14 protein-coding genes are annotated in these 23,123 nt (G+C 45.4%); 13 read left to right on the top strand and 1 reads right to left on the bottom strand.

What is annotated here, in order from left to right; translation table 11 throughout:
- The first annotated feature begins 274 nt into the window (after positions 1-274).
- From QUB51_RS17925 to QUB51_RS17875, 11 genes are all read left to right on the top strand, one after another.
- Positions 275-430: a hypothetical protein gene (locus QUB51_RS17925; RefSeq protein ID WP_333210588.1), complete on the top strand. Its 156-nt coding sequence runs from the start codon at positions 275-277 to the stop codon at positions 428-430.
- Positions 431-726: 296 nt separating this feature from the next.
- Positions 727-3,465 (top strand): DEAD/DEAH box helicase, encoded by a 2,739-nt coding sequence (locus QUB51_RS17920; RefSeq protein ID WP_333262586.1) that lies wholly within the window; start codon positions 727-729, stop codon positions 3,463-3,465.
- Positions 3,466-4,070: 605 nt separating this feature from the next.
- Positions 4,071-6,839, top strand: coding sequence for a family 10 glycosylhydrolase (locus tag QUB51_RS17915; RefSeq protein WP_445299458.1), 2,769 nt, complete (start codon positions 4,071-4,073; stop codon positions 6,837-6,839).
- 776 nt (positions 6,840-7,615) lie between these two features.
- Positions 7,616-11,560 carry a PAS domain S-box protein gene (locus QUB51_RS17910; RefSeq protein ID WP_333314716.1) on the top strand — a complete coding sequence of 1,315 codons (3,945 nt, stop codon included), beginning with the start codon at positions 7,616-7,618 and terminating at the stop codon, positions 11,558-11,560.
- Positions 11,561-11,567: 7 nt separating this feature from the next.
- Complete coding sequence (locus tag QUB51_RS17905) at positions 11,568-12,992, top strand: response regulator (protein WP_333055988.1); 1,425 nt, start codon at positions 11,568-11,570, stop codon at positions 12,990-12,992.
- A 363-nt stretch (positions 12,993-13,355) separates the two neighbouring features.
- Entirely contained in the window at positions 13,356-13,748 is a 393-nt protein-coding gene (locus QUB51_RS17900; RefSeq protein ID WP_333055987.1) for a response regulator, read from the top strand.
- The gene (locus tag QUB51_RS17895) at positions 13,745-16,303 is read left to right on the top strand and encodes a response regulator (protein WP_333055986.1); all 2,559 of its coding nucleotides are present in this window, start codon (positions 13,745-13,747) and stop codon (positions 16,301-16,303) included. The genes QUB51_RS17900 and QUB51_RS17895 overlap by 4 nt, the downstream gene beginning before the upstream one ends.
- Positions 16,278-17,936, top strand: a complete 1,659-nt coding sequence (locus QUB51_RS17890) for an adenylate/guanylate cyclase domain-containing protein (protein WP_333233414.1) — start codon at positions 16,278-16,280, stop codon at positions 17,934-17,936. The genes QUB51_RS17895 and QUB51_RS17890 overlap by 26 nt, the downstream gene beginning before the upstream one ends.
- A 68-nt stretch (positions 17,937-18,004) precedes the next feature.
- The gene (locus QUB51_RS17885) at positions 18,005-18,520 is read left to right on the top strand and encodes a DUF1499 domain-containing protein (protein WP_333210579.1); all 516 of its coding nucleotides are present in this window, start codon (positions 18,005-18,007) and stop codon (positions 18,518-18,520) included.
- A 715-nt stretch (positions 18,521-19,235) separates the two neighbouring features.
- Positions 19,236-20,090, top strand: a complete 855-nt coding sequence (locus QUB51_RS17880) for a DUF2382 domain-containing protein (protein WP_333262593.1) — start codon at positions 19,236-19,238, stop codon at positions 20,088-20,090.
- 221 nt (positions 20,091-20,311) lie between these two features.
- Positions 20,312-21,205 carry a DUF2382 domain-containing protein gene (locus QUB51_RS17875; RefSeq protein WP_333055982.1) on the top strand — a complete coding sequence of 298 codons (894 nt, stop codon included), beginning with the start codon at positions 20,312-20,314 and terminating at the stop codon, positions 21,203-21,205.
- A gap of 26 nt (positions 21,206-21,231) precedes the next feature.
- Here the strand turns inward: QUB51_RS17875 and QUB51_RS17870 are convergent, their stop codons facing one another.
- On the bottom strand, positions 21,232-21,477 hold the full coding sequence (locus QUB51_RS17870) for a hypothetical protein (RefSeq protein ID WP_333262597.1): 246 nt from the start codon (positions 21,475-21,477) through the stop codon (positions 21,232-21,234).
- 18 nt (positions 21,478-21,495) lie between these two features.
- Between QUB51_RS17870 and QUB51_RS17865 the strand changes: the two genes are divergently transcribed.
- Entirely contained in the window at positions 21,496-21,981 is a 486-nt protein-coding gene (locus QUB51_RS17865; RefSeq protein WP_333161383.1) for a glutathione peroxidase, read from the top strand.
- Between the two features lie 514 nt (positions 21,982-22,495).
- A complete protein-coding gene (locus QUB51_RS17860; protein WP_333262600.1) occupies positions 22,496-22,957 on the top strand; it encodes a VOC family protein in 462 nt (153 codons plus the stop codon).
- Positions 22,958-23,123 lie beyond the last annotated feature (166 nt).

Below are 23,123 nucleotides of genomic sequence, written 5' to 3'. Positions count from 1 at the left end.
CTAATCATTTCGGGAATTGTAGGGGCGGGTTCACCCACAATAATCGTCAATAATCCACAATCTCCTAAACCCGCCCCACCCAACGGTAAATCTATCTATACGTTTGGATAATGGGAGGAAATCAAGGTTCATGTAGGTTATTAGTGGGGAGGGGGCGGGTTTATTTAGATTGTTTGTATTTGTGAGATATTGTGGGTGAACCCGCCCCTACAAATCTTTTTATCAAAATAGCTTGACATTCATATTATTCTGTGATATCTAGTCGAATAGTATTGTGTTTAATCCACAAATCGCAGCACTTGAGCCAAGTTCACAGCCAACAGCTATTTTTATATTAAACGACACAATATACGACCAATTGAGAGCATATTTTCGATCGCACAATCAGAGATTAGCCCAATTGTGCGATCGAGACTTCGGCTGGGACTAATCAATATAGCGGTTCTCAAGCGTGGTGAGGTATGGGGGCGAGCCCTATGCCCACGGAACCCTATGCCCTATGAGCACCTCATGTTTTGGCAGTTGGCACAAGAAAGAAAAAATTTTTGCCTTCTTCCTTCTTCCCTCTTCCTTCTTCCCTCTTCCCTCTTCCTTCTTCCCTCTTCCTTCTTCCCTCTTCCTTCATAGCCGATTTGCGGGCGTTGATCTAAAATCAGTACAGTCCTCTGCTGACTTGCTTTTAGCAAGATTTCAGCATACTTACCCTGAAACCTGATAATAATCCTTGTGCCAGACACTGCCCAGAACCGCCCAGAGCTGGATCTGAAGACCATATTTCCCTTCGAGCTAGATAACTTTCAGAGAGAGGCGATCGCCGCCCTCGATGCAGGTAAATCCGTTGTCGTGTGCGCTCCCACAGGCTCTGGGAAAACGTTAATCGGCGAATACGCCATCCATCAAGCACTCGACAGAGGGCGGCGCGTCTTCTACACCACACCCCTCAAAGCACTCTCTAACCAAAAGCTGCGCGACTTCCGCAGTCAATTTGGAGACGACAACGTAGGTTTGCTCACCGGCGACATCTCCGTCAATCGAGATGCGCCGATTTTGGTGATGACTACCGAAATATTTCGGAATATGCTCTACGGTACGCCGATCGGAGAAGTCGGCACTTCCCTCACCGGAGTCGAAACCGTCGTGCTCGACGAGTGTCACTACATGAACGATCGCCAGCGCGGTACCGTCTGGGAAGAATCGATCATCTACTGTTCGAGCGAAATTCAACTGCTGGCCCTCTCAGCAACCGTTGCCAATAGCGAGCAACTCACAGACTGGATTAACAAAGTCCACGGGCCCACAGAGCTCGTCTACTCAGACTTTCGGCCAGTGCCGCTGCAATTCCACTTCGCCAACCAAAAAGGGATATTTCCGCTGCTAGACGAGACCGGCAAAAGAGCGAATGTCCGGTTAGTCCCCAAAAAGAAGGGGCAAAAAGTAGAAAGAGGCAGCATTCCCACTCCGAGTTTGACCGATGTTTTGGCCCGGTTGGACGATCGAGATATGCTACCAGCAATTTACTTCATCTTCAGCCGTCGCGGGTGCGACCAAGCAGTCGCAGAAGTCGGCAACTTCTCCCTAGTTAACGAAGCCGAAACAGCCGAACTCAAACGCATCATTGACGATTTTTTACAGCGAAACCCAGAAGCAGAACGCTTCGGTCAAAAAGAAGCACTTTTAAAAGGCATCGCCGCCCACCACGCAGGCATTTTGCCCGCTTGGAAAGGTTTAGTAGAAGAACTCTTCGGCAGAGGTTTGATTAAAGTCGTATTTGCCACCGAAACCCTAGCAGCCGGGATAAATATGCCCGCCCGCACCACAGTCATTTCCACCCTGTCCAAGCGCACCGACAAGGGACACCGACTGCTAAACGCTTCAGAATTCCTCCAAATGGCCGGTCGGGCGGGTCGGCGGGGCATGGACAAGCAGGGGCACGTGGTCGCAGTTCAGACGCGCTTTGAAGGCGCAAAAGAAGCCTCCTATTTGGCAACAGCCAAAGCCGACCCCCTCGCCAGTCAGTTTACGCCCAGCTACGGCATGGTGCTGAATTTGCTGCAAACACACACTCTCGACGAAGCTCAAGAGTTGGTAGAGCGGAGTTTTGGTCAATACCTGTCTACCTTGTACTTGCAGCCCCAGCAATCAGAATTAGACCGACTGCAAACAGAATTAGCAGTGCTGGAACAGTCCCTAGCGGCCGGAGGAAATGTCTCCACCCTGGAAAAAAACCTCGCCCATTACGAAAAATTGCAGGGCAGACTCAAAGAAGACAAACGTTTGCTGAAAACTCTATTGCAGCAAGCTGAAGAAGCCAGATTTAAGGAAATGTCCGTAGCTGTGGCTTTTGCAGTGCTCGGCACGGTTCTGAGTCTCAAAGGCAAGCACGTTCCGACAGCCAAACGATCGCACACAACTCCTGTACCCGCCGTATTGGTTGCCAAAGTCGCAGGTTCCGGCCAAGCACCAAATTTGGTGTGCTTGGGCAAAGATAACCGCTGGTATGTCGTCGCCATTAGCGATGTCGCTACCCTGCACGCCGAATTACCCCGCTTGAGCGTTGCAGATACCTTGAACCCGCCCTCGGAAATGCCCCTGAGACTCGGCCAGTGCCGCTTGGGAACTGAAGAAACTGCTTCAATTGCTGCATCGATCCCACCATTGCCCACACCAGAACCGACCCCAGAGGCTCACGAGCAACAGCGGAAAATCGCAGCCCTAGAAGCTCAGCTAGAAATTCACCCGGTTCTAGAATGGGGCAATCCCGGTACTTTGCTCAAACGTCAGCGCCGCCGGGAAGAATTGAAAAAAGAAGTTCGCAAAAGCGAAGAAGACTTAGAAAAGCAGAGAGCTCGCTACTGGGAGGAATTTCTCAACTTAATCGACATCTTGCTGAATTTTGGCTGCTTGGAAAGAGTAGTTTCGGCAAATGTAAACCGAGATGACTCCTCCGGTAGGTTAGTACCCACAATCTTGGGTCAAGCTTGCGCCGCCATTCGCGGCGATAACGAACTGTGGCTGGGTTTGTCCCTGATGTCTGCCGAGTTTGACGAACTCGACCCCCACCACCTCGCTGCAGCTTGCGCGGCCTTAGTTACAGAAGTTTCCAGGCCCGACAGTTGGACTCACTACTCGCTGTCGCCAGAAGTTTTGGCACCTTTGGACAATCTGCAAAAAGGCTTGCGCCGCCGATTGTTTCAAGTGCAGCGCAAGCACGATTCTGCAATCCCGATTTGGCTGGAACGGGATTTAGTGACTTTGGTCGAACAGTGGGCTCTGGGTGTTGAATGGCTGGAACTGATTAGCCATACGAGTTTGGATGAAGGGGATGTGGTGCGGATTTTGCGCCGGACTTTGGATTTCTTGTCTCAGATTCCTCATGTTCCTCATGTTTCCGATTCTTTGCGGAGGAATGCTTGTCGGGCGATGCAGTTAATCGATAGATTTCCGGTGAATGAAGCTGCAAGTTAGAAAAGTGTTGACAGTTGACAGTTGACAGTTGGCTGTTGACAGTTGACTGTTGACTGTAAGCATTAGTGTCAAGTTAAGCCTGAAACCATGTCTAAATCAGGGTTGTAGCCGAGTCTAGATCCCCCTAAATCCCCCTTAAGAAGGGGAGTAGGGGTTGACTTTGAGCAGACTCCTGTCCCCCCCTTAAGAAGGGGAGTAGGGGTTGACTTTGAGCAGACTCCTGTCCCACCCCCTACTCCCCTTATTAAGGGGGGTTAGGGGGGATCTAGACTTCGCTACAAACAAGAGAGACGGCCGGTTTAACGTGTTTGTTCACACCAACGGGCCGTCAACAGTCCGGCATCTAAATTGTATTTTTGGTTTTTCAACCCAAATGCACCCAGATTTTAATCTAAAATCGTTTCCGGTGGCATCGGTATTGTTCAAATGTCCAAATATTCAAACAGTCAACTGTCAACTGTCATGAGGAATAGACCCAGATTTAAATCCCAAATCCCAAATCCCAAATCCCAAATCTAAAATCTAAAATCTAAAATCGCTCGATCGCTCTTAATTGTTATTAAATTTTTCTTTAGCGGTGCGCTGGGTAATTCTCCTATTTTATGATGCAACAAATCAAAAAGCCCGATCGACTGCCTGATGCCTGCTCCCAGGCTAAAAAAACTCGCTTTTTCACTTTCTTGCAAAGAGTCCTAATTGGCACTCTAGCGAGTACATTACTCCATCTCTTCATCCTATTTCCCTCTCCGAGTTTCGCAGAAGTAGTTCTGGGCGTAGTTCGCAGTTCCGAGAATTCTCCCGACTGGGTAAAGATTACCACGCGCCTCTGGGAAAGCGGCATTGCTTACAAACCAATTAATCTCGAAGAAATCAAAAATTTGGGGGATTTAACAGGCGTTAACGTGCTGTTTTTGCCCAACATTGAAACTTTGAGTCCGGCACAAATTAAAGTTTTAGAAGCTTGGGCATCCCAGGGCGGCCGCTTGATTGCTTCGGGCCCCGTCGGCCGCAGTTCCCCAGCCTTGGTGCGCCAATCTTTGCGATCGCTCCTTGGGGCCTATTGGGCTTTTCCGTTAACCCAACCGGCGACTCCGCAACCGCGCAGCCGCTGTCGGGATCTGGCTTGCACTACTTCTAGCAATTGGGTGCCACCCGAACAAAAAAATGCCTCAGTCCAAGGCGGTGTCTTGATTCCGGCTGATGCAAACAGTCAAACTATTGCTACTTGGAAAGATAGTTCCGGTTCCTCCGCAGCCATCGCCACGGATCGCGCTACCTACCTCGGCTGGCGTTGGGGTAGCGACGGTTCGGCAAATGTAGATAAGGCTTGGCTCCAAGCCTCGATCGCCCGCTGGGGAGGCACAATCGCTTCTGGGCCCTCCGCGCCGCCCACTGCTGCCGCGACCCCACTGCCAACCCCCCCCTCCAGAGTCACTAGAAACAGCCCTAGTTTGCCGCGTACTACCCCGCTGAGCCGACTTTCTCCCTCTGGCTCGCTTCCCGATTCAGTACCTGCAACTTTTACAGACCCTTCGGATCAGTCGGCGCCGGCGGGTTTGGACGTGCAGCCCAATTCCAATAAGCCGATCGTCAGCATTGAAGCGTACTTGATGCGCCAAGAACTCACTAACCTCCTCGGCCGGTTTGAAAGCGCCCTGACAGCAGCTAATTCAGCCAATACCGCCATCAATCTCAATGCTGCTACCTCCCCTCAACTGGTGGCTGCAGAACAGGGCGGAGGCGGCCCAGCAGCCAGTCGCCCCCCTGTTCTGCAAGCGATCGGGGTACGGGCGATCGCCCAAGCGCGGCAGGTTTTGCAAACTTTTGACCAACTGCTGCAACAGCAAAACTACGCGGAGGCGAGAAAGCAGTGGGTGGAAGCGCGGCAGTTGCTGTGGGAAAATTACCCGAAGGAAGGACAGCGGGTTGGGGCGGAAATTCGGGCGGTTTGGCTCGATCGCGGGACGATCGTCGCAGCACGATCTGAACAGGGTTTGGCGGCAGTGTTCGATCGACTCGCCGCCGCAGGTATCAATACTGTTTTCTTTGAAACATTGAATGCCGGATATACCATTTATCCCAGTCAAGTTGCACCGCAACAAAATCCCCTAACAGTTGGCTGGGACCCGCTGGCATCGGCAGTTAAATTAGCCCACGAGCGAGGCATGGAACTGCACGCTTGGGTCTGGGTTTTTGCCACAGGAAATAAGCGCCACAATACTTTAATTGGCCAGCCTAGTTCTTATCCCGGCCCGGTGCTTTCCGCTCATCCACAGTGGGCAAATATTGACAATAAAGGACGCACGCAAAATCCTAACGATGGTAAATTTTATCTCGATCCGGCAAACCCGGAAGCGCGGAATTATTTGCTACAAATTATCAGCGAAATTGCCAATAACTACAAAGTAGATGGAGTGCAATTAGACTATATTCGCTATCCTTTTCAAGATGATAATGCGAACTTTACTTACGGTTACGGTATTGCGGCGAGGCAGCAATTTAGGCAGTTGACTGGTGCAGACCCGGTGAATATTTCCCCCAGAAACGGCAGTTTGTGGCGGCAGTGGGTTGAGTTTAAAACTAATCAAATTAATAGTTTTGTAGCTGAAGTTTCTCAGCTTTTGCGGCAGAATTATCCGCGCACAATTCTGTCGGTTGCAGTGTTTCCGCACCCGGAAAGTCAGCGGATTTACAAAATTCAGCAAAATTGGGAAGTTTGGGCTCGTCAGGGCATTGTAGATTTGATTGTGCCGATGACTTATGCTTTGGATACGAACCGACTTCAACGCATCACTGAACCCTTGGTAAATGAACAAATTCTGGGTTCGGCTTTGATTTCTCCCTCGGTTAAGTTGTTGACTCTCCCGGAAGTTGTGGCGATCGACCAAATTCAAGCTTTGCGCGATTTACCGACTGGGGGCTATGCTATTTTTGCTGTGGAAAGTATCAGCAGCGCGATGCAGGGGTTTTTTAACCGCACTCAAGGCCCGCCAGTGCGTTCTACTTCTGCTGCAGAGCCCATTCCTTACCGACAGCCGTTTGCAGCGGCGGCTTCGCGGTATACTGCTCTCAAGCAGGAATGGAGTTTTTTGTTAGCTAACAATGAGTTGCGGGTGTCGGAATCTGAACTGAAGGTTTTGCAAAGTCGGGCGGATGAATTGGCGCAAGCTTTGAGCAAGTTGGCGGCAAATCCTTCTAGAGAAAGTTTAGCAACTGCTAAAAGATTGTTGGGGAGTTTTCAATCTCAGTTTCAATCTTCGATGCGCTTGCATTCTGCGGAAAATAGCTATCAGGTACAAACTTGGCAGAATCGTTTGGAGAGTTTGGATATGCTTTTACGTTACGGCGAAAGGATGGAGTTGAATCGCAGGTAAATACAGATTTTTGGGGTGTTTGCTGCTCTGGATAGTGCGATCGTGCTAACATTTGGGCGATCGTACTCTAATTAAGTTAGTTCGCGATCCACGGGTAATCCTCACCTTGTTTTTTTCACAGTCATACTTCGTTCAATCCCGCAGATTCAGCAAAAAACCCGGTGTTTGAGCGAAGCCGAAACCCGCTGTCTTGGGTCGGAGTGCGATCGCGAACTGTAAGTTTGTAAGGAATGAGAATTAAATAACTTACAATGCGTCATGGTTCTTGTGGGATGGGCGTCCCGCCCGTCCATAAAGGGCGGGCTCTTAGGCCCAACCTCTACTCCCCACTTTCAAGAGTGTCAATTATTTAATTCGCGATCCTAAGTAGGTCATCACAAAATAACCATAGTATCTTATCAGGGAGGATTGAGCTAAGATCCACGATCACAGCGAGTAGATGAGTCCTCTCACCCGCCCGAACCATGTAATGTTTATTTGCACTCACATCTTGCACCATTCTCAAGAACGGGCTCTGGGGCCCGTTCCACAAAAGATAATTTTTCTTGTGGAACAGGCCGAAAAGCCTGTTCCTAAAAGGCTAATTGAGAATGGTGCCAGATATAAGTTTGCACCTACTTAGTGAGGACGGAAGTCCTGAAAACTCTTAAAGGTCCAGTTAAAACAATTTGACGATGAGTGATTAACCGGATTTTATATTCCTCGCTCGTCTCTCGACCCAAGATTTTAACATCTACTAATTTAAAATGCCCATTTTCACTACTTTTAGGATGAATATGTTTCCTAAACCCCTCAATCGTTTAGCTACAAAATTTATCGGCAAAGTTCCATTACAAACGGTGCTTGTGGTTCCTTTTTTAGTGCAAATTGTCGGCACGGTAGGAGTTGTAGGTTGGCTCTCTTTCCAAAACGGTCAGCGGGCAGTCAACGATGTTGCTGCTCAGTTGCGGGGAGAAATTAGCGATCGCATCAAAGACCGCATGGAACATTATATGTCAATTCCCCACATTGTAAATTACCTGAACCTTCAAGGCATAAAACTGGGGCAATTGAACCTAGAAGACAAGCAAAAACTAGAACATCATTTTCTAGAACAAATTCAATATTTTGATTCTATCAGTATCATTTACACAGGCAAAGAAAATGGAGAACACTCTGGAGCAATCCGCACTAAAGATGGGATTTTGATATCGGCTGCTGACATCTCTACTGACAATAAATTAGCTCGATATACTGCGGACTCTCAGGGAAACCGCGTTCAATTAGTGCAAATTTCACCCGATATTTATGACCCGCGAACTCGCCCTTGGTACATAGCAGCGGCTGCGGCAAAAAAACCTATTTGGACTCCAATTTATACAGATTTTTTGACTAGGGAACTGGCAATTACGGCTGCTTTGCCTATCTACGACGACGCTGGCAAATTGTTAGGCGTAGCTGGCAGCGATTTGCTGTTTTCCCGCATCAAAGAATTTCTCGTTAGCCTCAAAATTGGCAAATCAGGACAAACTTTTGTCATGGAGCGATCGGGGATGTTAATTGCTACTTCTACGGCGAGTCCAGAATTCGTGGTGGAAGGTAAAGAAACAAGGCGCATTAAAGCTTCAGAAAGCGAAAATCCGGTAATTCGCCAAACTGCACAACATTTAGATAAATCCTACGATAGCTTAGCTAAAATTAATAATTCTCAACAACTTACTTTTGATGTTGATGGCCAGCGAAATTTTATTCAGGTAGCTCCTTTTAAAGACGATCGAGGGTTGGATTGGCTGATTGTCGTAGTTGTGCCAGAGTCTGACTTTATGGAGCAAATTAACCTCAACACGCGCACGACTTTTTTACTGTCGCTTGCAGCATTGCTGGGGGCGACAATTCTGGGAATTCTTACTGCTAAATGGGTAATTCAGCCGATTTTAAGATTGAATGCTGCCGCGAAAGCTTTGGCGCGGAATGAATGGGATACAAAGCTCACTCTGAATCGCGAAGATGAACTCGGAGAACTTGCCACTGCTTTTAACAGCATGGCCGAGCAATTGCAGCATTCATTTACTTCTCTCTCGGAAAGCGAAAACCGAGTAAAACAATTTTTAAATGCAGTACCGCTAGGAATTTTTATTGCCGATCCCAACGGTCAACCTCACTACATTAATCCTACTGGAGAGCAATTGTTAGCTCAAGGAATTGTACCAGCCGATTCCGAAACTTTACGTCAATCCTACCGAGTTTATTTAGCTGGGACTCAGGAAATTTACCCGGCAGAACGCGACCCAATTTTAAATGCTTTGCAGGGTAAGAGTGTAACAGTTGATGACCTTGAAATCACCTCGACTGACAAAACTGTTCCCCTGCAAGTTTGGGGAACTCCTATTTATGACGCTCAAGGAAATGTTATCTACGGGATGTGCGCTTTTCAAGATATTACAGAACGCAAACTAGCGGAGAAAGTATTAAAGGAATACAACGACAATTTGGCAGTGCAAGTTGCCGAACGTACCGCCGATTTTGCCAAAGCACAAGAAAAGTTTTCTAAAGCTTTCCGTTTAAGCCCTAATGCGATTACCCTGACTAGAATCAGCGATGGTCGTCATATAGAAGCCAATGAAAGCTTTTGTCGGATGATGGGGTACAGTCACGAAGAAATCATTGGCAAAACTGCGGTAGAACTCAATTTTTGGGCGAGTTTGGGAGAGCGCGATCGCATGATTCAAATGTTGAAAAATAAGACGGCTATTCACAATTATGAGCTGAGGTTTCGCAATAAAAATGGTACAGAAAGAACGGCACTACTGTCTATAGAAACCATCAATATTGACGGAGAAGCTTGTTTTTTGTCGATTTCTAGCGATATTACCGAGCGCCAAAAAGCCGAAACTGCACTCCGGGAAGCAGAAGAAAAGTACCGCAATATTTATGAAAATGCTTTGAATGGAATTTTTCAAACTGCTATTGACGGGAAATACATCAGCGCTAACCCCGCTTTAGCTAACATCTACGGTTACGACTCGCCAGCAGATTTAATAGCAGTACAGCCGAATTTCCATAACCAGCTTTATGTGAAACCCAACCGCCGCGATGAATTTGCTGCGCTGATGAACGAGGACGGAATACTATCAAACTTTGAATCGGAAATTTACCGCAAAGATGGCAGCATAATCTGGATTTCGGAAAATTGTCGCGCTGTCTGCGATGAAGCAGGAAATCTGCTTTACTACGAAGGCTTTATTAAAGACATTACTGATAGCAAACAAGCGGAAATCAAAATGCAGCAGGCGAAAGAAGCGGCCGAAGCAGCAAACAAAGCGAAGAGTACCTTTCTCGCCAATATGAGCCACGAATTGCGATCGCCCCTGAACGCGGTCATCGGTTTTGCTCAAGTCATGCTTCGCAGTAAAACTTTGTCTCAGGAAAATCAAGAAGATGTCGGAATTATCCTGCGGAGTGGCGAACATTTACTGACTTTAATTAACCAAGTTTTAGACTTATCAAAAATTGAAGCCGGACGCACTACTATTAATTCAAAAAGCTTCGATTTGTACCAACTAATCGACGATTTAGAAGATATGTTTGCTCTCAAAGCTGAGCAAAAAGGTTTGCAATTAATATTCGACAGGGATGCAGAAGTTCCCCATTACATTTGTACTGATGAAGTTAAATTGCGGCAAGTCTTAATTAATTTGCTCAATAATGCAATTAAATTTACTTCAGAAGGGGGAGTGTCGATGCAAGTCAAAGCAGGAAGGCGGAATATACATAAAAACAGCACTGACCAATTGCCCGGCCACTACTGGCTGCATTTTGAAGTTCAAGATACTGGTGCAGGCATTGCTGCTGAGGAAATCAATCAGTTATTTGAAGCATTCGTGCAGACGAAAACAGGTAAAGATTCTCAGGAAGGAACGGGTTTAGGTTTAGCTATTAGCCGCCAGTTCGTGCAATTAATGGGAGGTGAAATTACGGTTAGCAGCGAGATCGGAAAGGGTGCAGTATTTCAGTTTGATATCCAAGTTCATTTGGTTGAAGGTAGTGAGATTGAAAGCAAAAAAACTCAACGTCGAGTTGTTGCCCTCGAACCGAATCAGCCGAGTTATCGCTTGCTAATTGTGGACGACAAACCTTTGAACCGCCAACTGTTAGTAAAACTTCTCAGTCCACTCGGATTTGAGTTGAGAGAAGCGAATAACGGTAAAGAAGCGGTTGATATTTTTAGGGAGTGGGAGCCGCATCTGATTTGGATGGACATGAGAATGCCTGTAATGGACGGCTATGAGGCAACGAAACAGATTAAAACTACAACTGGGGGGCAAGCAACGGCGATTGTGGCCCTAACTGCTAGCGTTTTGGAGGAAGAACGGGCGGTGATTCTTTCGGCGGGTTGCGATGATTTTATGCGGAAACCGTTCCGAGAGGAGGATATCTTTGTGGCAATGGGGAAACATTTAGGAGTACGCTATATTTATGAAGATCCAACGGCAGTAAGTGCCACAGGTGTAGAGGAGTCAAGTCAGGAGGTGCTGATACCGGAGGCTTTCGCCTCTCTTTCTCCAGATTGGATGGCCCAATTCAAGCAAAGTATTTTGAGTGTGGACATGGAGGCGATCGCTAGTTCGATCGCACAAATCGGCACTGTCAATCCCTCTCTTGCGGCCAAGCTTCAAGATTGCATTAATAATTTTGAATATGACAGAATTTTGAACATAATCGAACTCAGCGAGAAACAGTAAAGACCCGATGACTTTAACTATACCTAAAACCAATCGAGCTAATATTTTAGTAGTAGACGATACCCCAGAAAACCTGCGGCTGCTGGCAGGAATTTTGAGCGAAAAAGGCTATCAAGTTCGCCCCGTACCCAATGGCAAGCTAGCATTGTCTGCTGCTCAAAAAATACCTCCGGATTTAGTGCTGCTGGATATTATGATGCCGGAAATGGACGGCTATCAAGTTTGCCAGCAACTCAAAGCTTCTGAAATTACCAAAGACATTCCTGTTATTTTTATTAGTGCGATTAATGACGTGCTGGATAAAGTTAAAGCTTTTGCAGTTGGTGGAGTTGACTTTATTACTAAACCGTTTCAGGTTGAAGAAGTTTTAGCCCGGATAGAAACTCATTTAAAAATTTGTTCGCTGCAACAAACTTTGCAAGAAAAAAATCAAGATTTAGCAACGGCGCTCCACCAACTGCAAGCCACCCAAGAGCATTTGATTCAATCGGAAAGAATGGCAGCCCTGGGACAACTGATTGCCGGCATTGCCCACGAAATCAATACCCCCCTGGGCATTATAGGTTCTTCTATTAATAATATAGCTAATTTTTCCGACGATTTTTTAGAGAAATTTCAGGAAATTTATCAAAAACTTTCTGACGAAAGCAAAGCTTATTTTTTAGCTTTAATGTACAGAGCAACCCATCAAGAAGTTTTATTCACAAGTAGAGAAAAACGCAAGTTTAAGCAGCAGTTGACTGCGGACATGATGGCAGAATCTGTTGAAAACTCCGAGGAAATTGCGGATACTTTAGTTGACATGGAAATCTACGAAAATATAGAAGAGTTCTTGCCGCTTTTCAAATCGCCGGATTGGGAAGTAGTTTTAAATAGTGCTTACCAGTTTGCGAGCTTTAAAAAAAGTATTAGCCTGATCCAAAGAGCCACAGCGAAGTCGGGAAAAGTAGTATTTGCCTTAAAAACCTACGCTCATTTTGATAGCAAACCAGAAAAAGTCCAGGCGAACTTACATGATGGCATTGAAACGGTGTTAACCCTTTATCAAAATCAACTAAAACACGGTATAGAAGTAGTGAAAAATTATGGAGATTTACCCGAAATTATGTGCTATCCCGATGACTTAAATCAAGTTTGGACGAATCTCGTTCATAATGCCCTGCAAGCAATGGATTATAAAGGTGTTTTGACGATTGAAACTGGGCAGCAAGGGGCGAATATTTTACTTAAGTTTACTGATAACGGCAAAGGTATTCCCTCAGAAGTTATTCCCAAAATTTTTCAGCCATTTTTTACGACAAAATCTGCGGGCGAAGGTAGCGGTTTGGGATTGGATATTGTGAGAAAAATTGTGGAAAAACACGAAGGCACAATTGCTGTTGATTCTGTACCGGGGCAGACAACTTTTACAGTCTCGCTGCCAATTTATTAAACAAAACTTACCTGTAGGAGCTGATTCCCTCTGACCGAAAACATCCAGGATGCCAGCCCCCAAATTCACCCGTCCAGAAATAAAAAACTTGTATCGGATAAAGGCGCGCCCGAATTTATCTCGCGCAAGTCAAGGCTTCAATTCTTTAATCTGCAATCTAAAATCTAAAATCGATTGACTCCCGTCGCTGTCTCGCTGACAAATACAAGATTTATTACAATAAACCGGGTTAATCTTCGGAAGTCCTATTAAAATAAGATAGGGGACAGATATCCTGCTTCCTTGCCCGAAATCAATAATGTAAAAAAATGTAAAAGCAAGTCCTATCGATAAACCTAAGAAAATTTAAGCAGAGAGGAAAAGATGAATAAGCCTGTAATTATTTGCGTTGACGATGAACCAGATATCTTGAATACTCTCAAGATGCAGCTCAAAAATGAATTTAAAAATGATTATTTTTATGAATTAGCTGAAAGTGGTGATGAAGCTTTAGATTTACTTGAGGAATTTCAAGAAAAAGCTCAGGTGATTGTGGTTGTTTCGGATTGGCTGATGCCGGGAATTAAAGGTGACGAACTTTTAATCAAAGTTCACCAAAAGTATCCTACAATTATTAAAGTGATGTTGACTGGACAGGCCGAGGTATCGGCTGTTCAGCGGGCAGTAGAAGAAGCAGATTTATACTGTTGTTTGTACAAACCCTGGCAAAGCAAAGACTTAATAGAAATTATAAAATCTGGGCTGGCTAAGTTATGAAAAAACCTGTGATTGTTTGTATTGATGATGAACCTGACGTTTTGAACAGTTTAAAGATTGAACTGAAAAAGGCGATCGGCGATCGGTGTATAATTGAAACCGCTGAAGGGGGGGCTGATGCTTTAGAGTTGCTGGCAGATTTGCGGGCAGATGAATACGAGATTGCTTTGGTGCTTTCCGATTATATCATGCCGGATATTAAAGGAGATGAACTGCTCAGAAAAATTCACGAAAGCTCGCCGGAGACGCTGACTATTATGCTAACGGGACAAGCTGATTTGGAAGCCCTGAGCAATGCTATCAAGTATGCTAAGTTGTACCGTTATATTCCTAAACCTTGGCAAAATGAAGACTTAAAATTAACGGTAGTAGAAGCAGTTCACAGTTATTTGCAAGATCAAAAGTTAACAGATGAAATTCATAAGCGCCAAGAAGTAAATGAGGAGTTAAAGCTAGCAAATGAGGCGCTGTCTGCCAGTGAAAGCCGCCTGAGTCAATTTTTAGAAGCTTTGCCAGTGGGGGTATCTGTTTATCATCCCGATGGCTCGATCGCCTATTTCAACCAGACAGCGCGGGATTTGCTGGGTGCAGACACTATCCCGGAAAGCACTGCGGAACAATTAGCTGCGACTTATCAACTGTATGTTGCCAATACTGATGAGCTTTATCCGCCGGATAATCTGCCAATTTTGCGTGCACTGAATGGAGAATCTGTCAAGGTTGACGATGTAGAAATCCGTCAAGATGGCAAAAGAATTGCGATCGAGATCAATACCACGCCGATTTTTGACGCTAGCGGAAATATTGTTTATGCGATCGCAGCTTTTCAAGATATTAGCGATCGCAAACAAGCGGAAAAAATACTAGCAGATTACCACCACACCTTAGAAGCCCAAATTGACGAACGTACAGAACAACTGCAACAAGCTGCATTAGCTGCTGAAGCAGCAAACAAAGCTAAAAGCACGTTTCTCGCCAATATGAGCCACGAGTTACGCACCCCTCTCAATTCTATACTCGGCTTTGCACAAATCATGGAACCCAGTCCGGATCTTACTGTCGAAAACCGAGAAAATATGAGAATTATTCGCCGTAGTGGCGAACACTTGCTTACCTTGATCAATGAAGTCTTAGACTTGTCAAAAATCGAAGCGGGGCGGATGACACTTAACCCGAAAAACTTCGACATCTACCGCTTGCTTGACGATTTGCAAGATATGTTTCAACTGCGGGTACATAATCAAGAATTGCAGTTGCATTTTCAGCGCGATGCTGACGTTCCTCAGTACGTGCGAACCGATGATATTAAACTGCGGCAAGTGTTGATTAATCTTCTGAGTAATGCGATTAAGTTTACCCAAACAGGCGAAATCATCTTAAGAGTTATCAAGTTAGAAAAATCGGGTTTTCTGGATTTACTGGATAGTTCTACAGCTTGCTTTGATACCACAAGAAGTATTCGGGATTTTTCGAGAACTAGCAGTGATTTTGCAAAGGTTGAATGGAGCGATGAGGCTGAGGGTTCAACTGTGCCTGGTTTTTTTCTTCTATTTGAAATTGAAGATACAGGAGTTGGCATTGCTCCTGAAGAATTGGGCAGCATTTTTAATGCTTTTGTGCAAACAGCTTCCGGTCAAAAAAATCAGAAAGGCACGGGTTTAGGATTGAAGATCAGTCGTCAATTTGTCCGCCTGATGGGAGGCGAAATTGTCGTAGAAAGTCAACTGGAACTCGGCACTACTTTTAAATTTGAAATTCCAGTGGGTGCCGTTGATGCTGCTGAGCTTCCCGATCCGGAACTTAACCGCGAAGTGAGTGGTTTGGAACCCAATCAACCGTGCTACCGGATTTTAATTGTGGACGATCGCGAAGACAACCGCCAACTTTTAGTCAAAATGCTTTCTCCTTTAGGTTTCGGGGTGGAAGAAGCCACCAACGGCCAGGAAGCAATAGAAATGTGGGAAAATTGGCATCCGCACTTAATTTTGATGGATGTGCGAATGCCGGTGATGGACGGCTACGAAGCTACTAAACAAATTAAGACTAGAATCAAGCAGAGAGAGCAAGAGGGGGAAATGAATATTTCCGATCCCGAATCCCCGATTCCGAAGATTATTGCTTTGACAGCTAGTACAATTGAAGGAAGGCAAGCGTTTGCTTTATTGGTCGGCTGCGACGATTTTATTAGCAAACCTTTCCGCAAAACCGATATATTTGATGCCATCACCAAACATTTGGGGGTGAGGTATCTCTACTCTAACTCAACGGACTTTATCTCAATAGGCGATCCAAATAATTTATCTGACTCGCTCTCTAATGCTGCGCTTGCTTATTTACCCATACTTCCCGCAGAATGGATAGACAACATGAAGCAGGTAATCCGCAGTGCTGATTTTGACTTAATTGTCAGGACAATCGACGAAATAAGGAGGCCTCATCCTGAATTGGCGGAAATCCTCCAGGGTCATCTCGATAATTTTGATTACCAGAAAATTCTCAATTTAATTGCCGAGGCGGAGGAATCAGATAATGCAGATGAAGGCGGAACAAACTGAAAACCATCAAGCGGATATTTTAGTAGTTGACGATACACCAGATAATCTGCGTTTGTTAATTAGAATTTTGCAAAAAAATGGCTATAAAGTTCGACCAGTTACTAATGGTTTTTCGGCGTTAGATGCTATTCAATCTAGCGCGCCAGATTTGATTTTGCTCGATATTATGATGCCGGATATTGACGGGTACGAACTATGTAAAAAATTAAAATCCCAATTGCAATTTCGGGAAATTCCCATCATTTTCCTGAGTGCGCTGGAAGAAGGAATAAATAAAGCCAAAGCTTTTGAAGTGGGCGGCTCGGATTATATAACTAAACCTTTTCAGGTGAAAGAAGTATTGGCACGAGTCAGCAATCAACTTACTGTGCGTTCATTGCAAATGCAATTGCAAGAAAAAAATCAAAAATTGACCGATCAAAATATCCAGTTGCACCAGGAAATCGCTGAACGCCACCAGGTGGAAATGGAAACAAGATTGCTGCTGCAGGCTACACAAGCTATTAGCAAATCTGAAGATTTTGAGTCGGCTATAGATGTGATCTTAGGTTTAATTTGCAAAACTATTGAATGGAATCTGGGCGAAGCTTGGATTCCTTGCAGTGAGGGTTTTTTAAAATGCGCTACAGGTAGGTACGTCAGTGACTCCAGTTTTGCCCAATTCCAACAAACAAGTTGGGAGTTGATTTTTGCTCCCGGTGTGGGACTTCCGGGTAGGATTTGGCAGTCGCAGCAGTCTGAATGGATAGATGATGTTTCTACTGCACCGGAACAAGTTTTTTTAAGAGCTAAAATTGCGCTGAGTGTGGGATTGAAAGCGGCTTTTGGGGTGCCAATTTTGGCGGAAAACCAAGTGTTAGCTATTTTGATTTTTTATCGCGAGAAAGTTCTGAATTGTCAGCCGCGCTTGTTGGAATTAGTGAGCGCGGTTGCTACGCAGCTCGGTTCGTTGATTCAGCGCAAACAAGCTGAAGCAGCTCTGAAAGTGCAGCAAGAGCAAACAGAAAAATTGCTGCTGAATATTTTACCGAAACCTATTGCGGATCGTTTGCAAAAAGAGCAAAAGTTGATAGCGGAGCATTTTGATGAGGTGAGCGTCTTGTTTGCTGATTTGGTGGGTTTTACAGAGTTTTCGGCTCACAAAAGTCCGACGCAGTTGGTAGAAATTTTGAATGGGATTTTTTCGGAGTTCGATAGGTTGTCTGAATTGCACGGGTTGGAAAAGATTAAGACGATTGGGGATGCTTACATGGTGGTTGGGGGTTTGCCGACGCCGCGGGAGGATCACTCCTCGGCGATCGCACTTTTAGCTTTGGAGATGCAGGCAGCTTTGGGGAGGTTTAATGCCAAAATGGGAGAAAATTTTCAATTGAGGCTCGGAATTCACAGCGGTTCGGTGGTGGCTGGAATTATTGGGATTAGTAAATTTAGCTATGATTTGTGGGGCGATACTGTTAATGTTGCTTCACGCATGGAGTCGAACGGATTGCCTGGTAAAATTCAAGTGACGGAGGCGACTTACGAGCGTTTGAAAGAGCAGTTTGTTTTGGAAGAACGGGGTCATATCCCGATCAAAGGCAAAGGAAAGATGCTGACTTACTGGTTAATTGAAGAACAAAAGAAATCTTTTTAAGTTTATGATGTAAATTTCAATTAATATGAAAGGTAGACCGCATTTATACTTTCAGGAGGGCTAATCCTTTGCAAACAGTTGAAACAAAATCGCCGACAGCGTTGAAAAGAGTCCTAGTTATTTTAATATCACTGCTAGCAGTAGCGGTACTGTCGATCGCTACTTTTATCGCTCTACCCGGAGAAAAAACAATGTTTGCTGGAACTAGACCTGCCAATATCGGAATTCAGTCAGGAAAACTCGCAGCGTGCCCGAGTTCCCCCAACTGCGTCAGCAGCTTCAGTCAAGATGCCGAACACAAAATTGAGCCTTTGGCATACACTTCGTCCCAGAGTGAAGCGATGGTAAAGCTCAAAGGGGCGATCGAGTCCTATGGCAAAACTAAAATTATCACGGCAACTGATAATTACCTGTATGCGGAGTTCACCAGTGCTTTGATGGGGTTTGTTGATGACGTTGAATTTTTGGTAGATGATGGAGCGAAAGTGATCCATGTGCGATCGGCTTCGCGTCTGGGACAGTCGGATTTGGGAGTTAACCGCAAACGGATAGAAGCTATCAGAACTCAATTCAATCAACTCTGAACTTAAAATTTCTAGCTTTCCCGAAGCCCCTCTCCTACACGGCTGTTTCATTATCCGTAGGGGCAAACCCCCCGTGGTTGCCCCGATATTTGAAACACCGATTCCCCACGTCCGTGGAGGGGGTAGGCACGGGGGCGCTACCCCTACAAAACGATGATTTCCCTTCATCCGTGGAGGGGGTAGGCACGGGGGCGCTACCCCTACAAAACCATGATTTCCCCACGTCCGTGGAGGGGGTAGGCACGGGGGCGCTACCCCTACAAAACCATGATTTCCCCACGTCCGTGGAGGGGGTAGGCACGGGGGCGCTACCCCTACAAAACCATGATTTCCGTGAGAATAAAACAGCCCTGCCCTCTCCTACAAGATGAGGGGCTTTGAGATTTGTGTACTACTATGTAATGTTGATTTGTCACTACCTAGTTAACAATTATTAACAGTAGGCACAGCGCAAAGGAGTGTCCAGCAGGGGGAGTAGGACACCGCAATGCCGTTTTCCTACGGTTGGCTTTCAGTTTTAAAACTTGTTATAAGATTGACGATTTTATAGTTTTACAATCTTTAAAATAGCTGAGCGCGCTAGCACAGAAGAAGAGATGCCGTAGTATTCCTATAGGATTAAACAACCTAAATGATACACTTCTGACTTTAGGGAGAGGGAACTGAACGAATTAATTTCTACTATTAAATTAAGTAGAACAAAGAGGAAAAACACATGGCACTTCAAAAATTAGCAGACTTTTATCCTAATTATCAGGAAGAAATCTTTGCTGGAGACGACATCAAGGGATTTGATGTTTATGCTGGCGACTCGGATGAAAAAGTAGGCACGGTTTATGACGCTTTGGTTGATGACAGTGGTCGTTTTCGCTATCTGGTAATTGATACCGGTATTTGGATTTTTGGCAAAAAAGTATTGTTGCCAATCGGCTCGGCTCGCTTCGACTACGGAGCCCATCGGGTCTACGCAACAGGCCTTCGCAACAAAGCTCAAGCAGAACAATTGCCAGCTTACAATGAATTAGAACCATTAGATTACGATCGCGAAGAACAGGTAAGAGGCGTCTACCGCAATCAAGAAACTGCCACTGCCCGCACTGCAACTCCTGCTAGCTACGATCGCAGCAGCTACAGCTACGATATGGATCGCCCCCTCTACGAAACCAACGAACAGCAGCACCAAAATCTCAAGCTTTATGAAGAACGCTTGATTGCTAACAAACACCGCGCAAAAACAGGCGAAGTAGCAGTTGGCAAGCGCGTGGAAACTGAAACAGCGCGAGCTTCAGTACCCATTGAAAAAGAACGAGTTGTAATCGATCGAGTAACCCCGGTAGAAGCGGGTCGAGTAGTTTCAGTCGGTGAGGCTGACTTCCAATCAGGGGAAGTTGCACGCATGGAAGTCTACGAAGAAACTGCCGACATTCACAAGGAAGCTTTCGTGCGCGAAGAAGTCAACGTCAGAAAAGAAGTTGTTCGCACCACGGTTGAGGGCGAAGAAACCTTGCGTCGTGAAGAATTAGAGGTTAAGACCGATGGCACTGCGGTTGTAGATAATAAAAACATCTAAACCAACCGCAACAGGTATTGCATAGGAATTGTGCCTTAATGACATAATTCTGTCACCGCGCAGGTTTGATTGAATTGGTGGCGATCGCGCAATTCCTATGTGATTGGCGGGGGGGGTACAAAACTTGTCTAGTTTTGGCAACGTTTATGCACTTTCCCCGCCTTTACCAATTTCCCCTTACCAATTCATAATAAAAATCCCTAAGCAGGAAAGTTTAAAAAATGAACGGTCAAGCATCAGCAGAAAAAATAGCAACTGCCAAATCAATAACCCGTCTCAACCGGGTACCTGAAAAAGTCAGAACTAAGCTAAAAAGTTTTACCGTCAAAGACAACCAAGGTCATTTGGTCGGCAAAGTTAAAGATGTCTATTTTGATGCTAACGGTCAGTTAAACTTTGTCGTGACCGGGCTAGGCAGCGAAAATCCCCGCATTTTTTTATTAAGTGTTAAGCTGCTCAAGAAAGTGGATTATCACCAAAAAGCGCTGTTTGTAACTATTAATTCGGCTCAAGTCGATCTGCTGCCCGTAGTTTCGGCAAATGGCGAGCATCCGTATTTAGAAAATCCCTCGGAACCGGATAATGAATTTAGCAACCGTGAATTAACAAATCCCTCAACAGTTATGTCAAATCTAACAGATGCCGATCGCACTGATGCAAATTGGGAGACCGATCGGGATGAGGAAAACTTGGATATTGTCGATCGAGAAGTAATTCGCCTGCTAGAAGAACGATTGGTGATCAATCGCAGCAAGCGCAAAGTCGGCGAAGTCATAGTGCGTAAAGAAATTGAAACTCGGATGGTACAAGTACCTATCCAGTGGGAAAAGCTGATTGTCGAACAAGTCGGCGACGATCCGAAGGTGTTGGCCGAAATAGATTTAGGCGAGGGAAGCATCACCGGTATAGATTTGACGGAGATTAAGAGCGATCGCCAAGAACCGACAGTTAAGGCTGAATTTACCTCTGTGCAGAAAGCTAGCAAAATCTTAAATTCGATCGCCTCTCAACCCCGTCACGGTTGCGTCAAAGTCCGCCTAGAACTCGTTCTCGAAGACAAGCAACTTGAGGATACTTACCAAAAATGGATGACGGAACACCACTCAGAGAGTTAAAATATTCGTCCTTTTCGGTCTAGATTTTAGCTATTAGCGAGAAACTTAAATCTAAGAACGGACTGTGGCGATTCGTGCTGGGGAGAAAGTTCACCGCCATCTACTAAGATCATGTTCGGTAAATTAACCGTAATTTTGGTAGTGGCGGGTTTACCAATATCTATAATATAAGCCCGATATCCGTCAACCCGCCCCGACCGGGATATGGAAATTTTTAGCGATCGACCTCTAGACAAAATTGTAGCGACTTGCGGTAAAATTGTGGTGGTCAAATTTAAAAGTATTTGAAAATGCCCAGCACAATCTCCGACATTAAAGTAAAAACGATCGCAGGCGAAGACAAGCAGCTAGGAGAGTACGCTGGCCAGGTACTCTTGATAGTTAATGTAGCTTCCAAATGTGGCTATACACCTCAATACAAAGGACTCGAAGAATTAAGCCAGAAGTACAGCGCGGCTGGACTCCGTGTTTTAGGATTTCCCTGCAACGACTTCGGAGGTCAAGAACCCGGAAGTAATCCAGAAATCGTCAATTTCTGTACTACAAAATACGGCGTCACCTTTGAATTATTTGACAAAGTACGCGCTAAAGGCACTCAGCAGCACCCGCTGTACGCTAAGCTTACGAGTGCAGTCGAGCCCAAGGGTGAGGTTTCCTGGAATTTTGAGAAATTCTTAGTTAGCAAACAGGGTGAAGTGGTTGCCAGATTCCGCAGTAGTGTTGGCCCCGATTCGCCCGAACTGATCGCTGCCATCGATCGAGAATTGGCAAAATAAAAAGTTCGGCAACTAAGCAGTTTACAGAATTTAACTGATTTAACGGATGGATGTTTAGGGAAGAGGGAAGAAATTAATAGGCTTTTTTTCCAATAAGTTGAAAGCTATTTTTTTTCTTCAGCTCTTCCCCCTTGTGTGCAAGCACTAAACCATGAACAAATACCAATGATTGTATTTAATTGGAGAACGGTTTAATTTAATGGAAAATACATCGGGATTAGATTTAGTTGTAGGTGTACTTGCCTTCGCAATTCTGGCAGGTGGTCTTGCCATGCTATTTGTAGGCATGGCATCGTTCCCTAAAGAAAAATAACAATACTAGGACTTACTCACAATTGTTGAGAAACCGGGTTTTTTTACGAAAAGACACGTTGTAGACCGCACCAAAGGTAAAAAACCCGGTTTCGAGGCCCCGATTAAGTCCTGAGTACCAACTTAAAATGCTTATTTTACAGCAGACGATCTGAATAAATCTAACAGCATTCAATTTTAACATTCGCAATAATTTAAAATCATGCAAACTACCGAAAACAACGTCAAAATTGCCCTCGCGCCGGGGAATTTGCGCCGCGTTCACCATATCGCTTTAAACGTGCGCGACATGAAAGCTTCCCGCCACTTCTACGGTACAATTCTCGGCCTGCACGAACTAACAGGTGCAGAAATTCCCGCAAGTTTAACAGAAATGGTAGCCGCTGGTAAAGTCGCTAATTTTGTCACCCCAGATGGCACTGTTATTGACTTATTTTGGCAGCCCGACTTGGAACCGCCAAACCCAGACCCGGAGAAAGCTTTTACCCGCGCCAACCACTTAGCCTTCGACATCGAGCCGGATTTGTTCGATCGCGCTCTGGAAGTGCTAAAGTCAAATCAAATTGCGATCGACAGCGGCCCCGTCACTCGCGCTACAGGACGCGGCATTTACTTTTACGATCCTGATGGATTTATCATCGAAATCCGTTGTGATCCAGCTTAAACACTCGCTATCGGGTTCTCTGTAGTCCGGGTGCACCCTACATTTACTCTTTGGATTGCGGTAATCCCTAACGATCGCTAATTAAATAACTTATACAGCACTTTCCAGGTAAGTGAAGTACAGAGAAACCGGGTTTCTTGAATAAAACCGGTTTCTGGCGAGAAAT

This window comes from Microcoleus sp. AT8-A3, assembly GCF_036705675.1.
Classification (GTDB): Bacteria; Cyanobacteriota; Cyanobacteriia; order Cyanobacteriales; family Microcoleaceae; genus Microcoleus.
Note: the sequence above shows the minus strand (reverse complement) of the source record. Positions and strands in the feature narration are given on the sequence as shown.